This is a genomic window from Streptomyces sp. CA-146814 (assembly GCF_050942385.1).
GTDB lineage: Bacteria > Actinomycetota > Actinomycetes > Streptomycetales > Streptomycetaceae > Streptomyces.
On sequence record NZ_CP192068.1, the window covers coordinates 4,691,419 to 4,707,289 of the forward strand.

The following is a 15,871-nucleotide window of genomic DNA, read 5'->3' on the forward strand; positions in this document are numbered from 1 at the left end:
CACATGTCCTTTCCCCTCCTGACCGCGACGGCGGCGCTCCCGGCCATCGGAGCCATCGCCACCGCCGCCGTCCCCGCCGCACAGCGCACCGTGGCCAAGTGGGTCGCGCTGTTCTTCTCTCTCGGCACGCTCGTGCTGGCGGGCATCGTCTCCGCTCGCTTCGAGCCGGGCGGCGACCGCTACCAACTGACCGAGTCCCGGGCCTGGATCGCCGACTTCGGCGTCCGGTACGAACTGGGCGTGGACGGCATCGGGGTGGCCCTCCTCGGGCTCACCGCGCTGCTGATCCCGTTCGTCATCGTGGCCGGCTGGCACGACGCCGACCCCCTGGAGACGAAGTCCTCGCGCTGGCGCCCCACCCAGGGCTTCTTCGCGCTGATCCTCATGGTCGAGGCCATGGTGGTCCTGTCGTTCCTCGCGACCGACGTCTTCCTCTTCTACATCCTCTTCGAAGCCATGCTCATCCCGATGTACTTCCTCATCGGAGGCTTCGGCGACCGGGCGCACGCGGGCAGCGACGAGAACGCCGCGAAGCAACGCTCGTACGCGGCAGTAAAGTTCCTGCTCTACAACCTGGCCGGCGGCCTGATCATGCTGGCCGCCGTCATCGGGCTCTACGTGGTCGCGGGCAGCTTCTCGCTCACCGAGATCGCGGCGGCCCGTGCCGACGGCTCCCTGGAGATGGCGACCTCCACCGAGCGGTGGCTCTTCCTCGGGTTCTTCCTCGCCTTCGCGATCAAGGCCCCGCTCTGGCCGCTGCACACCTGGCTGCCCAACGCGATGGGCGAGGCGACCGCACCGGTCGCCGTGCTCATCACCGCGATCGTCGACAAGGTCGGCACCTTCGCGATGCTCCGCTTCTGCCTCGGGCTCTTCCCGGAGGCCAGCAAGTGGGCGACCCCGGTCGTCATCGCCCTGGCGCTCGTCTCCATCGTCTACGGAGCGCTGCTTGCGGTCGGCCAGCGCGACATCAAGCGGCTCATCGCCTACGCCTCGATCTCGCACTTCGGCTTCATCATCCTGGGCATCTTCGCGATGACCAGCCAGGGCCAGTCGGGCGCCACGCTCTACATGGTCAACCACGGCATCTCCACCGCCGCGCTGCTGCTGGTCGCCGGATTCCTCATCACCCGGCGCGGCTCGCGGCTCATCGCGGACTACGGCGGGGTGCAGAAGGTCGCCCCCGTGCTGGCGGGCACCTTCCTCATCGGCGGTCTGGCGACCCTGTCGCTGCCGGGACTCGCCCCGTTCGTCAGCGAGTTCCTGGTGCTGGTCGGCACGTTCAGCGCCTACCCGGTGGCCGGAATCATCGCCACCTCCGGCATCGTGCTCGCCGCGATCTACGTCCTCGTCCTCTACCAGCGGACGATGACCGGCCCGGTCGCCGAGTCGGTCCGCACCATGCCCGACCTCAAGGCGCGTGAGCTGGTGGTCGCCGTACCGCTGATCGCGCTCCTGCTCCTGCTGGGCGTCTTCCCGAAGCCGCTCACCGAGGTCGTCAACCCGGCGGTCAAGCACACCATGTCCGACGTACAGAAGAAGGACCCCCAGCCCCAGGTGGAGGCCGCCAAGTGAGCGCAACAGCTGTCCACAGCCTGTGGACGACGGCGAGCGGGGTGAACTTCGCAGCCCCGGGTGACCGCTTCACGGCGCCCACCATCGAGTACGCCCAGCTCGCGCCCGTCCTGATCATCGTGATCGGCGCCGTCCTGGGCATCCTGGTGGAGGCCTTCGTCCCGCGTAAGGCCCGCTACCACACCCAGCTCCTGCTGACCGTGGTGGCGCTGGCCGCCGCGTTCGCCGCCGTCGTGTCCCTCGCGGCCGGCGGATACGCCACCACGAAGGCGCAGGTCGCGGCCATGGGTGCCATCGCAATCGACGGACCCACCCTGTTCCTCCAAGGGACCATCCTCCTGGTCTCCGTGGTGGCCGTCTTCACCTTCGCCGAACGCCGGCTCGACCCGACGGCCCACGGCAACCGGGTCGACTCCTTCGCCGCCCAGGCCGGTACGGTCCCCGGCAGCGACGCCGAGAAGGCCGCCGTCCGCGCGGGTTTCACCACCACCGAGGTCTTCCCGCTGACCCTCTTCTCGGTGGCCGGCCTGATCGTCTTCCCCGCCGCCAACGACCTGCTGACCCTCTTCATCGCGCTGGAAGTCTTCTCGCTCCCGCTCTACCTCCTCTGCGCCATCGCCCGCCGCAAGCGGCTGATGTCGCAGGAGGCGGCCGTGAAGTACTTCCTGCTCGGCGCGTTCTCCTCGGCGTTCCTGCTCTTCGGGATCGCCCTCCTCTACGGCTACGCGGGCTCCCTCTCGTACGCCACCATCGCCAACGTCGTCGACGGCTCGGTCCTGGAGATCGACCCGGCCCTCGCCGGCACCATGGGCAACGACGCACTGCTGCTCATCGGCGGCGCGATGATCCTGGTCGGCCTGCTCTTCAAGGTCGGCGCCGTCCCGTTCCACATGTGGACCCCGGACGTCTACCAGGGCGCCCCGACCCCGGTCACCGGCTTCATGGCCGCCGCCACCAAGGTCGCCGCGTTCGGCGCGCTGCTGCGCCTGCTGTACGTGGTGCTCCCCGGGCTCACCTGGGACCTGCGGCCGGTCCTGTGGGCGGTCGCGATCATCACGATGCTGGGCGGGGCGGTCGTCGCGATCACCCAGACCGACATCAAGCGGCTGCTGGCCTACTCCTCGATCGCGCACGCGGGGTTCATCCTGGCCGGTGTCATCGCGACCAGCCCGGAAGGGGTCTCCTCGGTCCTCTTCTACCTGGGCGCGTACTCCTTCGTGACGGTCGGCGCGTTCGCCGTTGTCACGCTGGTACGGGACGCGGGCGGCGAGGCCACGCACCTGTCGAAGTGGGCCGGGCTCGGACGCCGGTCGCCGCTGGTCGCGGCGGTCTTCGCGGTGTTCCTGCTCGCCTTCGCCGGGATCCCGCTCACCTCGGGCTTCTCCGGCAAGTTCGCCGTCTTCAAGGCGGCGGCGGAGAGCGGTGCGGGTGCGCTGGTCGTGGTCGGTGTGATCTCGTCGGCGATCGCGGCCTTCTTCTACATCCGCGTGATCGTCCTGATGTTCTTCAGCGAACCGAAGGCGGACGGCCCCACGGTCGCCGTGCCGTCGCCGCTGACGATGACGACGATCGCGGTGGGCGTGGCGGTCACGCTGGTGCTGGGCCTGGCCCCGCAGTACTTCCTGGACCTCGCGGGCCAGGCGGGGGTCTTCGTGCGGTAGGCGGAACGCACAGCGAACAGCGCCGGACGGTCTTTATCCACAGACCGTCCGGCGTTGTCGTAGGAGGCGCCTATCGTGGTCGGGGACGGAGAGCAGACGGACAAGGGCCGGACGGCGCGGACGGCAGGGACTACGGACCGGACGGCCGCGGGCCCCGGGGGACAGAGCATTGGGAAGCGTGAGCATGGATGTGACCGGGACGGTAACCGGCAACGGCACCGACACCGCCGACCCTTCCGAGACCGAGGCGCGGCGGACGCTGCACCGGGTCTTCGGATACGACGCGTTCCGCGGCGAGCAGGGCGCGGTCATCGAGCATGTGGTGGCCGGCGGTGACGCCGTCGTGCTCATGCCGACCGGTGGTGGAAAGTCCCTCTGCTACCAGATCCCGTCCCTGGTCAGGCGCGGCACCGGCGTCGTCGTCTCGCCACTGATCGCGCTCATGCAGGACCAGGTCGACGCCCTGCGCGCGCTCGGTGTGCGGGCCGGCTTCATGAACTCCACGCAGGACTTCGACGAGCGCAGGTCGATGGAGGCGCAGTTCCTCGCGGGCGAGCTGGACCTGCTCTACCTGGCGCCGGAGCGGCTGCGGCTGGACTCCACCCTCTCGCTGCTGGCCCGGGGCGAGATCTCCGTCTTCGCGATCGACGAGGCGCACTGCGTCGCCCAGTGGGGCCACGACTTCCGCCCGGACTATCTGGCCCTGTCGGTGCTCGGCGAGCGCTGGCCCGACGTCCCGCGCATCGCCCTGACGGCGACCGCCACGGACGCCACGCACCAGGAGATCACCCGCCGCCTCGGCATGCCGGAGGCGAAACACTTCGTCGCCAGCTTCGACCGGCCCAACATCCAGTACCGGATCGTCCCGAAGTCCGACCCGAAGAAGCAGCTCCTCACCTTCCTCCAGGAGGAGCACGCCGGGGACGCGGGCATCGTCTACTGCCTCTCGCGCGCCTCCACGGAGAAGATCGCGGAGTATCTGAGCCGCAACGGCATCGACGCCGTGCCGTACCACGCGGGTCTCGACGCCTCCACGCGCGCCGCCCACCAGGCGCGCTTCCTCCGCGAGGAGGGCCTCGTCGTCGTCGCGACCATCGCCTTCGGCATGGGCATCGACAAGCCGGACGTCCGCTTCGTCGCCCACCTGGACCTCCCGAAGTCCGTCGAGGGGTACTACCAGGAGACCGGCCGCGCGGGCCGTGACGGGGAGCCGTCGACGGCCTGGATGGCGTACGGGCTCCAGGACGTCGTCCAGCAGCGCAAGCTCATCCAGGGCGGGGAGGGCGACGAGGCCCACCGCCGCCGGGCCGCCGCCCACCTGGACTCGATGCTGGCGCTCTGCGAGACGGTCCAGTGCCGCCGGGCCCAGCTGCTGACGTACTTCGGCCAGGAGCCCACGGCCGCTAACTGCGGCAACTGCGACACCTGCCTGACCCCGCCGGAGACCTGGGACGGCACGGTCGTCTCGCAGAAGCTGCTCTCCACGGTGGTCCGCCTCAAGCGCGAGCGGAACCAGAAGTTCGGCGCGGGCCAGATCATCGACATCCTGCTCGGCCGCAAGACCGCCAAGGTCATCCAGTTCGACCACGACCAGCTCTCCGTCTTCGGCATCGGCGAGGAGCTGGCCGAGGCGGAGTGGCGCGGCGTGGTCCGCCAGCTGCTGGCGCAGGGCCTGCTCGCGGTGGAGGGGGAGTACGGCACGCTGGTCCTCACCGACGACAGCGCCACGGTGCTCGGCCGGGAGCGCGAGGTCCTGCTCCGCAAGGAGCCGAAGAAGCCCACGTCCCGCTCGTCGTCCTCGGCCGGCGGCTCCAGGTCCGCCAAGGGCAAGGCGGCCCCGGCCGACCTCCCGTCCTCCGCGGTCCCGGTCTTCGAGGCGCTGCGCGCCTGGCGCGGCGCGACGGCCAAGGAGCAGGGTGTCCCGGCGTACGTGATCTTCCACGACGCGACGCTGAGGGAGATCGCGACGGTCCATCCGTCGTCGCTCGCGGAGCTGGGCGGGATCAGCGGCCTGGGCGAGAAGAAGCTCGCGACGTACGGGGAGGGCGTGCTGGAGGTCCTGGCGGAGACGGCTCCGGGGGCCACGGCCGCTGCTCCGGAGGCCCCGGCACCGACGGCTCCCGCGCCCCGCGCGGCGGCTCAGGCCCCGGCCCCGGCCCGTACGAAGGCTTCCGCAGCCCCGGCAGCTCCCGCAGCCCAGCCGGCCGGCGACCCCGAGTTCGCCTGGGACGAGGAGCCGCCGGAGTACGAGTGAGAGGCGCGGCGGGCCGGGCGGTGGGAGTTACTCCGGGGCCGCCGCCCGGCGCCGAGGCGTGATCGCGGTGAGGTCCAGGTCCACGGGGAAGGGCACCGACACCTTCATCCGGTCGTGGAAGATCCCCGTCGAGGTGTACGCCCCCGTGGCCGGCTCCCGCTCGAAGACGTACACGACAGCCCGCCCGTCGTGGTTCTCCACCCGCCAGTAGTGGGGGATCGTCGCGCGGGCGTACTTCACGGGTTTGGTCTCCCGGTCGCGGGACCGGGACTCGGGGGAGACCACCTCGATGGCGAGACGCACCGACTCGGCAGGGAACCGGGTCTGGTTCGGGTCCTGGATGACGTCGCCGTCAACGACGATCACATCGGGCTCGGGCCGGTTGTAGCGGTCGATGTCGATGGTGAACTCGCGCACGACCTCCAGCTCGGGCGGCGCCAGGGACTGCAGCTGCCACTCGAAGAAGCTGACCGCCCGCGTGTGGAACAAGGTCTGCGGACTCATGAAAACGAGGCTCCCGTCGATCAGCTCCGTGTGCGGAGGCAGATTCGGGAGTGTGTCCAGGTCATCGGCGGTCCAGCCGCCCTCGGGCGGGACCGCCCACCGCGGCTCGGAGGCCTCGGGGTCGATGCGCATCATTGCTCCCATGGGGAGGAGTCTCGCGGGCCTGACCAGCGTATCCGTCGGGAACGGGATCCGGATGACCTGAACGTGTGAACGGTTCTCGCGAAGCTGACCGCTGTCTAGGGGGTGTTCGCGGCGCAGCGCAGATCGCCTGCCGGGCGCTTGCCCGTGGTGAGGAACGTGGTCGTCGCCTCGTTGGCGCAGGTGTTGGCGCCGAAGGGGTAGACGCCGTGGCCGCCCTGGTCAGCGGTGACCATCCTGGCCCGTTGGCCCAGTGCCTGCCGGAGCTTCAGGGCTCCCGCCAGCGGGGTTCCCGGGTCGCGTTCGTTCTGGACCAGCAGGATGTTCGACGGGCCCCGGTCGCCGATGCGCACCGGCGGCTCGCGGTGCTCGGACGGCCAGAACGCGCAGGGGGTGATGTTCGCCGTCGAGGCGCCGAGCTTGGGATACCGCGCGCGGTCGACCAGGACGTTCAGTTGGTAGCTGAGCTGGTGGCGGGGCCACCGGGAGTCCGCGCACAGGACGTGGAGGCGGGAGGCGGCGGAGTTCTCCTGGTCCGGTGTCGGCTCGAAGGGGTAGGGCTTCCCCGCCTTCAGGGTCTGCCACATCGTCGCCAGCTCCGGAAGCTGCGCGTCGGAGTAGAGCAGTTCCAGGGTCAGCCCGCGGAACAGGGTTCCGGTGATGTTCCCTTGCGGCTCGGCGTCCAGGCGGCGGGCGAGGGCGGAGTACGTGGCCTCCACCTGGGCGGGCGTGGTGCCGAGCCCGTACTCGGGGTGCTGGGACGCGTACGCCGCGAAATCGGGGAACCGGTCCTCCATGCCGCGTGCCAGCAGCCGGAACGCGGTGACGTCGTAGCCGCGCGGGCCGAGGACGCTGTCGAGCACGATCCGGTTGCCGCGCTCGGGGAACAGCTGCGCGTAGGTGGCACCGAGCTGGGTGCCGTACGAGGCTCCGAGATAGGAGATCTTGGGCTCGCCGATGGCGGCCCGGATGCGGTCCATGTCCCGCGCGGTGTTCGCCGTCGTGGTGTGCGGCAGCATCCACGCGGTGTCGGACGCGGCGCACTGCTGGGCGAGGCCGCGCGCGTACCGTGCCTCGCGCACGATGTCGGCCGGGCCGTGGGCGTACGTGGGGTACGCGCCGCGCTTCAGCTGGCTCGGCGTCAGATCGCAGGTCACCGGGGTGCTGCGACCCACACCGCGCGGGTCCATGCCGATGATGTCGTAGGTGTCCAGCACCTGTTGGGGCAGTTGCGCCGCGAGACCCAAGGGGTAGCCCAGGCCGGCGCCTCCGGGGCCGCCCGGGTTGGTGAACAGCGCACCGCGGCGCTGCGCGGGCTTCTGGCTCGGCAGCCGGGAGACCGCGATCTCGATCCGGCGGCCCCCGGGATCGCGGTAGTCCAGCGGTACCTTCAGCGTGCCGCACTGGAGCTGTTTCGGAGGGTTCGCCCCCGGACAGGGCCCCCACTTCAGCGGTGCCGGTGCGGTGGCCGCCGCGTCCGGTGTCGCGCCCGAGGCCGGGGCGACCCAGGTCGCGACGACGGCGGTGGCGGCAAGAGCCAGGGCCAGGGGTTTCCGGCGCATACGAAGTCCTCCTCGTCGTCCGTGAGAAGCCATCAGTCTTCCGACCGCGCGGCTGTCGGCGCATCGTCCGATCGGGCCGTCGTGCCCAGGACCGGAGACGGGTGGGCGGACGCGGCTCTTCGACCGGAGTCGAAGGTGGTCCCCTCCCCAGGGCGGACGTCCCGGGCGCACGGCGTCGCGATAATGAACCGATGGAGACGGACGCCGTGCCACCCCAAGGGCCCGCGCCACCCGGAGAGCCTGCGCCACCCCGAGGGCCCGTGCTACCTCGCACGACCGCGCCTCCCCGCACGACTGCGCCTCCCCGAGAGCCCGCGCCTTCCCAGGGCCCTTGGCAGCAGGCGGTGCGGATCGGGGCGGCCGCCGCTGTGGGGGTGCTGCTCTGGCTGCTCACCGGAGCGTTGCTGCCGCGCGGCTGCGCGGCCGACTCCTGCTCCTGGTTCGTCACCGGTGACCCGCTCATCGCGCTCGGCTGCCTGGTCGCGGTGGCCTGGCGGCGGCGGTTCCCCGTCCCCGTGGCGCTCGTCGTCGCCCTCGCGTCCGCCGCCTCTGCCCTCGCGTCCGGAGCGGCGCTGCTGGCGATCGGCTCCCTGGCGGCCCGGCGGCGTCCGGCCGAGATCGCGCCCGTGGTGGCCGCATTCGTCCTCGCCCCGCTGTTCACCACGGGGCTGTATCCGGTGGAGCGGCCGCCCGGCGCCCCCTGGATCCAACTCGTCCTGCAACTGCTGACGGCGGGGTTCGCCATCGCCACGGGATGGGCCGTCGGAGCCCGTCGCGCGGAAGTCCTGTCGCTCCGGGAGCGGGCCCGGAGCGCGGAACGGGAACAGGCCGCCCTGGCGGACCGGGCCCGGGTGCTGGAGCGCAACCGCATCGCCCGCGAGATGCACGACAGCCTCGCCCACCGGATCTCCCTGGTCGCCCTGCAGGCCGGGGCGCTGGACCACCGGGCCGACCTGGCGGAGGAGGAGCGCGCCGTCCTGGTACGGGGTATCGCGGAGGGTTCGCACCGGGCCCTGGAGGATCTGCGCGATGTCCTCGGCGTGCTCCGGGCCGAGCAGCCGGACCGCCCGGAGCCGCCCCGCCCCTCCTACGACCGGGTCCCGGCCCTGGTGGACGACGCCCGCGCCTCCGGCATGGACGTGACGCTCACCGTCGCCACGACCGGCGAACCCCCGGACCCGGTGGGCGACCTCTGCTACCGCATCGTGCGGGAAGCGCTGACCAACGCCGCCAAGCACGCCCCCGGCGCCCCGGTCCGGATCACTCTGGACGGGGAGCCCGGCGGCGCGCTCGGTATCGCCGTCGGCAACGGTCCGGCCGCCCGTACGTGGGCCCGGCCGCCGGCCTCCGGGTACGGCCTGCCGGGCCTCGCCGAGCGGGTCCAGGCGGTCGGCGGGACCATCGGCCACCACCCGTCACCCGACGGCGGGTTCTCCCTCTCCGCCCGACTGCCCTGGCCGGACGAGCCCGCCCGGCCGCCCCGGCCCGACGACGAGCCCGCCCGGTCACCACGGCCGGACGACGAGCCCGCCTCGTCACCCTGGCCCGACGACGAGCCCGCCCGGTCACCACGGCCGGACGACGAGCCCGCCCGGCCGCCACAGCCCGACGACGAACCCGCCCGGCCGCCCCGGCCCGACGACGAGCCCAGCGGAGGCACTGAGCGTGGAGTCCGGTAAGCCGCCGGTGCGCGTGGTCGTGGTCGATGACGAACAGCTGATCCGGATGGCGGTGCGCCTCGTCCTCGACGGCGAGAGCGATCTCACCGTGGTGGCCGAGGCGGCGGACGGTGAGGAGGCCCTCGTCGCCGTACGGGAGAAGACGCCGGACATCGTGCTCATCGACGTACGGATGCCGGGGCGGGACGGTGTGAGCTGGACCCGGGAGCTGCTGGCGCTGGACCGCCCGCCGCGGGTCATCGTCCTGACCGCCTTCGACTCCGACGCGCTGGTTCTCGACGCGCTGCGGGCGGGGGCTCTCGGCTTCGTCCTCAAGCACACCCCGCCCGACCGGATCATCGACGCGGTACGGACGGTCGCGAACGGCGAACCCGCGCTCTCACCGCAGGCCACGACGCGGCTCATCGCGGCGGCCACGGCGGCCGACAGCCCGGCGGTCGGCGGGGCCGTCCGTGAAGCCGCCCGGAAGCGGCTGTCCGTCCTGACCCGCCGGGAGCTGGAGACCGCGCGGGCCATCGCCGACGGGCTGGGCAACCCGGAGATCGCCGAGCGGCTGGGCATCACCGTCGCCACCGTCAAGGCCCACACCAGCAGCCTGTTCAGAAAGCTGGAGGTGGACAACCGCGTACGGATCGCCCTGCTGGTCCTGGATGCCGAGTACCCAGGGCCGCTGTCCTGAGCCAGGACCCCCGCCGGACGCCCCCTCAGTCACCACCCCCGCCGCAGCCACCCCCGCCCCCGCCGTCACCCCAGCCGCCGTCGCTGTCGCCGCCACCGTCGCCGCCGGAGGTGTTCTGCTTGACGTTGTGGTGGACCGCCGCCGCCGTCCACTCGGAGCGGCGCAGGACCTTCATCGCCGTGCGGCCCGGGCGGCCGTTGCGGGTCAGTTGGGCGGCGAGGCCGATCGCGGAGACCAGGGCGGCCAGGAGGCGGTCGCGGTGGTCCGGGTAGCCCGCCGTCTCGGCCAGGGTGAACCGCCTGCGGATCCCCGGTACGAGGTCCGGCTGGACCGGGAAGTGGCGGTGGTACGGGAACAGGCCGAGGAAGCGGCGGTTCTCCCGGGAGAGCACGGAGCGCTCGACCAGCGAGTCCAGGTAGGTGTCCCGTACGTGCTTGTCGAAGTCGCCCACCCAGCGCCGGGCGCGCATCCCGGAGCGGCGGCCCTTCGCCTGTGGCAGGGTCCGCAGCAGGGCGGCGAGGCGCGGGTCGGCCGGGTCCAGCGGGTTCACCACCTGGACCCGGCCGTGCTCCTCCCGTATTCGCCCCTGGAGCTCCAGCTCCGCGAGGACGGCCCCGGCCACCCCGTACGCCAGGGCCGCGGCCTCGCACATCGGCTTGCCGCGCCCCGGGTCCAGGGTGAGCAGGATCAGTTCCTCGGGCAGCGTCAGCGTAGGAGCGCCAGGTGCCGAAGGTGCGGGAGTCGTCATGGTGCCGTGACGATCCTGCCGGTCACGTCACCGAGGCCCACGCGGGTGCCGTGCGGGCCGGGGGCCCACGCGGTCAGCGTGACCGTGTCGCCGTCCTCCAGGAACGTCCGCTTGCCCTCGGGCAGTTCCAGCGCGTCGCGGCCGTTCCAGGTCAGCTCCAGGAGCGAGCCGCGCTGGCCGGTCTCGGGGCCGCTGACCGTACCGGAGCCGTACAGATCGCCCGTTCGCAGCGAGGCGCCGTTGACCGTCATGTGCGCGAGCTGCTGGGCGGCTGTCCAGTACATCGTGGCGAACGGCGGTTCGGCGACGGCCTGGCCGTTGATCTCGACGGTGATCCGGATGTCGAAGCCGCCGTGCTCCTCCTCGCCGGAGTCGTCCAGGTAGGGGAGGAGCGGTACGTCGCGGGCCGGCGGTGCGGTGCGGGCGGCGTCCAGGGCCTCCAGCGGGGTGACCCACGCCGATACGGAGGTGGCGAAGGACTTGCCGAGGAACGGGCCCAGCGGCACGTACTCCCAGGCCTGGAGGTCGCGCGCCGACCAGTCGTTGAGCAGCGACAGCCCGAAGACGTGCTCGCGGAAGTCGGCGAGCGGGACCGGGGTGCCGTGGGCGGAGGGGACGCCGACGACGAAACCGACCTCGGCCTCGATGTCCAGCTTCACCGAGGGCCCGAAGACGGGCGCCGGGTCGGTGGGCGCCTTGCGCTGGCCGCTGGGGCGCACCACGTCCGTACCGGAGACCACGACGGTGCCGGAGCGGCCGTGGTAACCGATCGGCAGGTGCTTCCAGTTCGGGGTCAGCGCGTCACCGTCCGGCCGGAACATCTGCCCGACGTTGGTGGCGTGGTGCTCGCTGGCGTAGAAGTCGACGTAGTCCGCGACCTCGTACGGCAGGTGCAGGGTCACCGCGTCGACCGGGTGCAGCAGCGGCTCGATGTCCGCGCGGTGGCCCGGCACGGTCAGCCAGGCGGTGAGCGCGCGGCGCACATCGCTCCATGCGGTGCGGCCCGCCGCGAGCAGCGGCGTCAGGCTCGGCTGCGCCAGCAGCCCGGCGTACGGGGAGCCGAGCGCGTGGGCGGCGGCCCCGGCGTCCAGGACGTGGTTGCCGATGCGGACGCCGACCCGGCGGTCCTCGGGGTGGCCGGGGGTGGAGAACACACCGTAGGGGAGGTTGTGCGGGCCGAAGGGGTCGCCTTCGGGCAGGTCGAGCGGGCTGCTCTGCTCGGGCATGTGGTGCTGCCTCGCTTTCCAGGTCGTGTGGAGGACACGTTACGTCGGAGGTCCTTCCCCACGGCAGTGCCCTGACCCTCCCCAACTGTGCCTATTGCCCGGAAAGTTCGAAGGGTCCCCCGGAAATCCGGGGGACCCGACCACGTGACAGGGACCATCAGGGGCGATCGGGGACGATCACCCCGCCGTACGCGGAATCCGCTTCTCCCAGGTGCGGTGGAAGACGATCTCGCCGCCGTCCTTGCAGATCACCTCGTCGGAGGTGATGAAGTCGACGTCGTCGGCGGCGATCTCGGAGCGCGTCTCGATCTCCACGTCCCAGGCCATCTCCGGCCGGTGCAGCCGGATCCGCCAGTCGCTGCGGGTGCGCGCGGAGAGCGGGTCGTCCTGCTGGATCGTGTACGTCTCCAGGGCGTCCTCGGTGAATTCGAGGCCGTCGGGGTAGACCCGCGTACCGCCGTAACGCGGGTCGACCTCCAGCCGCCACTCGCCCTTCGCGACATCGCGGACGACGAGGCGTTCGGGGCGCGGCTCCTCCAGGGTGACCGGGTAGACCACGCCGAGCGGTTCGGACTGTTCCGGTTCGCCGAAGGTGATCGCCGGGTCCTCGGTGTGGCGGCGCACCGGCAGCTCGACGAGGCTGCCGTCGGCGTCGAGCGTGAACCCGGCCGAGCCGGCCTGCGGCCAGATCCAGGGCCAGTACGAGGAGGAGACGGCGATCCGGATGCGGTGGCCGGGCGGGAAGGTGTGGCCGATGCCGTTGAGGTCGAAGACGACGTCCTCGGTGTCGCCGGGCGTCCAGTCGTCGGTGCGGTCGCGTCCGTGCCGGGCGGCGAGGTTGAGGACGCCCCGGGTGACCAGCGTGGAGGAGCCGTCGGGGGCCACGTCGCAGAGCCGCGCGATGACCTGGCCGCGCGGGACGTCCATCCGGAGGCGGAGCTTCACCCGCGGGCGGCCGAGGATCTCGATCGGCGCGTCCGCCACCGGGAACTCGAACGACACCGACTTCGCGTCCTCGTCCCGCTGGTCCGGCGGCAGGTCCGCCTCGTTGCCGAACGGGAAGAAGCGGCCCGCGTCCAGCCCGGTCTGCTGCGGCGAGGCGACGATCCGCTCACCGCCCTGGAGCGCGTACGCCACCGGGTTGACGTTCTCCGAAGGCCAGGAGGCGTCCCCGACCCAGCGGCCCGGCAGCGTCTCGTACACCGTGGCGGGCCGGTGCGAGCCGCTGATCCAGGACCGCAGCAGCGGCTCCCGCATCACGCCCGTCTCCTTGCCCTTCAGGTGCTGGTCCCACCAGCGCAGCGTCTCCTGGAGGAAGCCGATCGCGGGCCCCGGCGGCAGCCCCCGGTCCGGGTACTGGTGCGACCACGGGCCGACGATCCCGCGCACCTGCCCCGGGTCCAGGTGCTCGACGAGCCGGAGGACGGTGTCCCGGTACGGGTCGTGCCAGCCTCCGACCGCCAGCACGTTCGCCTTGATCGCGCCGTAGTCCTCGCAGACGCTGCCGTGCTTCCAGTACTCGTCGCGGCTCTGGTGGGCCAGCCAGGTGTGGGTGAAGGGCTCGACGGCCTCCAGCCGCTTCAGCCACATCTCCTTCCAGTCGTCGCCGACCTGCGCCGGGTCCGGCGGGCGGGAGACGAAGGCGAGCATGGTCGCGGCCCAGGCGTGCATGTCGACGGCGAGGACCGAGCCGCCCATGTAGTGGACGTCGTTGTCGTACCGGTCGTCGGCCGAGCAGACGGTGACGATCGCCTTCAGCGGCTCGGGAGCGAGCGCGGCGATCTGGAGCGAGTTGAAACCGCCCCAGGAGATCCCGAACATGCCGACCCGGCCCGAGCACCACTCCTGCTGGGCCAGCCAGTGGACGACGGCGACCCCGTCGGCCAGCTCCTGCGCGTCGTACTCGTCGCCCGGCAGCCCCTCGCTGTTGCCGTGGCCCCGGACGTCGACCCGTACGGAGGCGTAGCCGTGGCCCGCGTACCAGGGGTGGCGCTGCCAGTCGCGCGGGGCGGTCCAGTCGCCGAGCCGGTAGGGCAGGTACTCCAGCAGCGCGGGGACCGGTTCGTCGGTCAGGGGCCGCCAGATGCGGGCGTAGAGCCGGGTCCCGCCGGACAGCGGGATGTACACGTCCTCGCGGGTGGTCTCGTACGGGAACTCGGTCGTGATGTTCATGGGTCACCTCGGTGGGGGACGGGGGACGCCTTCTTATGAGGACGCGACGCTCTATAGCGATGCGGTCAGTGGACAGGGTGCATCGTGCGCTTCAGCCAGGGCGCGGCGGCGATCATCGCGAGGCCGGCGGCGACGGCGATCGCACCGTTGACGCCGAAGTAGGCGGGCGTGGAGACCTCGCCGTACAACTTCACGACCTGGGCCTGGATCCCGTTGGCGACGGCCAGTGACAGGAACCACAGGGCCATCGTCTGGCTGGCGAACGCCTTCGGGGCGAGCTTGCTGCTGGCCGAGAGGCCGGAGGTCTCCAGCAGGACGTCACCGAGGCCCAGCAGCAGGTAGGAGCCGACGATCCACCAGGCCGCCATCTTGTACGTGTCGTCGGCGTGGCCCGAGGTCGGCAGGACCATCAGCAGGAACGACAGGCCGCCGAGGATCACGCCGAAGGCGATCTTGTTGGAGGCGTGCGGCTGGCGCCGGCCCATCCGGACCCAGGTGGCGGCCACCACAGGCGCGAGCGCCACCTCGAAGGCGCCGAGCGCGGAGGCGTACCAGCTGGCCGGGAAGGTGAAGCCGAAGACCTCGGTGCGGGCGTTGGTGGAGGCCAGCAGGATCATCGTGGAGTACGCCTGGAACAGGATGAAGTTGAAGACGACCGATCCCAGGAAGAGCACGATGTACGGGCGGAGCCTGCCGCGCTCCTCGGCGGTGACGCGCGGGCTCTTGAACATGACCACGAAGTACGCGATCGGCGCGATGACCGAGACCACCGTGAGCACGTCCACGAACCGGTCGATGGTGAGCCAGCCCGCCAGCGCCAGCGCGGTGGCGACGACGGCGACCAGGACGGCCCCGCCGATGATCAGCCGGACCGCGCGGCGCATGGCGGCCGGGGCGAGCGCGAATTCGGCGCCCTCCTTGCGCCCGACCAGGTGACGGCGGCCCGCCACGTACTGGATCAGGCCGAAGGTCATACCGATCGCGGCGGCCGAGAAGCCCCAGTGCCAGCTCCAGTGGTCGCCGAGCCAGCCGGTGACCAGCGGTCCGGCGAAGGCGCCGATGTTGATGCCCATGTAGTAGAGCGCGAAGCCGGCGTCGCGCCGCTCGTCGTCGGTGCGGTAGAGCTTGCCGACCATGGAGGCCACATTGGGCTTGAGCAGGCCCGTTCCGGCGCTGATCAGTCCGAGTCCGACCCAGGTCATCGCGTCGGTCGGCACGGCCATGGAGTAGTGGCCGCAGGCGATGAGGATGCCGCCGTACAGCACGGCCCGGTACGAGCCGAGGATCCGGTCGGCCAGCCAGCCGCCGGCCACGGAGACCAGGTAGACGAGGGTCCCGTACGCGGCCGATACGGAGGCGGCGGTTCCGGGGTTCATGCCCATGCCGCCGTTGGCCACGGTGTCGGCGAAGAACAGCACCAGGATCGCCTGCATGCCGAGGAACGAGAACCGTTCCCAGACCTCCAGGCCGGACAGGGTCATCAGGCCCCGTGGCTGGCCGAAGAAGGCGCGGTCGTCCTCGGGCGGGGGCCGGTCCGGCTCGGTGTCGGCGGTCGCGTGGGACAAAGTGGACACTCCTGATCGTATGAGCTGATCACGAACATACCGGCGGAGGTGGGAAGCCGCCCACGGTGATCCATAGGAGACCGGATACGCTGAGTTGATTCGACA

At 71.6% G+C, this 15,871-nt stretch carries 10 protein-coding genes and 1 pseudogene; 5 read left to right on the plus strand and 6 right to left on the minus strand.

Going from position 1 to position 15,871, the window contains the following annotated elements; translation table 11 throughout:
* Positions 1-3: 3 nt before the first annotated feature.
* The 3 genes from ACQP09_RS21015 (at position 4) to recQ (ending at position 5,490) form a co-directional block, all read left to right on the plus strand.
* A complete protein-coding gene (locus ACQP09_RS21015) occupies positions 4-1,575 on the plus strand; it encodes an NADH-quinone oxidoreductase subunit M (protein WP_433401901.1) in 1,572 nt (523 codons plus the stop codon).
* Positions 1,572-3,236, plus strand: coding sequence for an NADH-quinone oxidoreductase subunit NuoN (gene nuoN, locus ACQP09_RS21020; protein ID WP_433401903.1), 1,665 nt, complete (start codon positions 1,572-1,574; stop codon positions 3,234-3,236). The genes ACQP09_RS21015 and nuoN overlap by 4 nt, the downstream gene beginning before the upstream one ends.
* A gap of 184 nt (positions 3,237-3,420) precedes the next feature.
* On the plus strand, positions 3,421-5,490 hold the full coding sequence (gene recQ / locus ACQP09_RS21025; protein ID WP_433406693.1) for a DNA helicase RecQ: 2,070 nt from the start codon (positions 3,421-3,423) through the stop codon (positions 5,488-5,490).
* Positions 5,491-5,517: 27 nt separating this feature from the next.
* On the opposite strand, the gene ACQP09_RS21030 is transcribed toward recQ, so the two are convergent.
* Both ACQP09_RS21030 and ACQP09_RS21035 read right to left on the minus strand, forming a co-directional pair.
* Positions 5,518-6,126, minus strand: a complete 609-nt coding sequence (locus ACQP09_RS21030; protein WP_433406694.1) for a Uma2 family endonuclease — start codon at positions 6,124-6,126, stop codon at positions 5,518-5,520.
* 107 nt (positions 6,127-6,233) lie between these two features.
* Positions 6,234-7,697, minus strand: coding sequence for an alpha/beta hydrolase (locus ACQP09_RS21035; RefSeq protein WP_433401905.1), 1,464 nt, complete (start codon positions 7,695-7,697; stop codon positions 6,234-6,236).
* A 344-nt stretch (positions 7,698-8,041) separates the two neighbouring features.
* On the opposite strand from ACQP09_RS21035, the pseudogene ACQP09_RS21040 reads away from it, so the two are divergent.
* A pseudogene (locus ACQP09_RS21040) lies at positions 8,042-9,160 on the plus strand (sensor histidine kinase); the annotation flags it as partial.
* Positions 9,161-9,362: 202 nt separating this feature from the next.
* A complete protein-coding gene (locus ACQP09_RS21045; protein ID WP_433401907.1) occupies positions 9,363-10,055 on the plus strand; it encodes a response regulator transcription factor in 693 nt (230 codons plus the stop codon).
* A gap of 25 nt (positions 10,056-10,080) precedes the next feature.
* On the opposite strand, the gene ACQP09_RS21050 is transcribed toward ACQP09_RS21045, so the two are convergent.
* From ACQP09_RS21050 to ACQP09_RS21065, 4 genes are all read right to left on the minus strand, one after another.
* Entirely contained in the window at positions 10,081-10,803 is a 723-nt protein-coding gene (locus ACQP09_RS21050; RefSeq protein ID WP_433401909.1) for a GOLPH3/VPS74 family protein, read from the minus strand.
* Positions 10,800-12,029, minus strand: a complete 1,230-nt coding sequence (gene fahA, locus ACQP09_RS21055; protein ID WP_433401911.1) for a fumarylacetoacetase — start codon at positions 12,027-12,029, stop codon at positions 10,800-10,802. The genes ACQP09_RS21050 and fahA overlap by 4 nt, the downstream gene beginning before the upstream one ends.
* Positions 12,030-12,206: 177 nt before the next feature.
* Complete coding sequence (locus tag ACQP09_RS21060) at positions 12,207-14,201, minus strand: CocE/NonD family hydrolase (RefSeq protein WP_433401913.1); 1,995 nt, start codon at positions 14,199-14,201, stop codon at positions 12,207-12,209.
* Between the two features lie 65 nt (positions 14,202-14,266).
* A complete protein-coding gene (locus ACQP09_RS21065; RefSeq protein WP_433401915.1) occupies positions 14,267-15,766 on the minus strand; it encodes a peptide MFS transporter in 1,500 nt (499 codons plus the stop codon).
* Between the last annotated feature and the right edge of the window lie 105 nt (positions 15,767-15,871).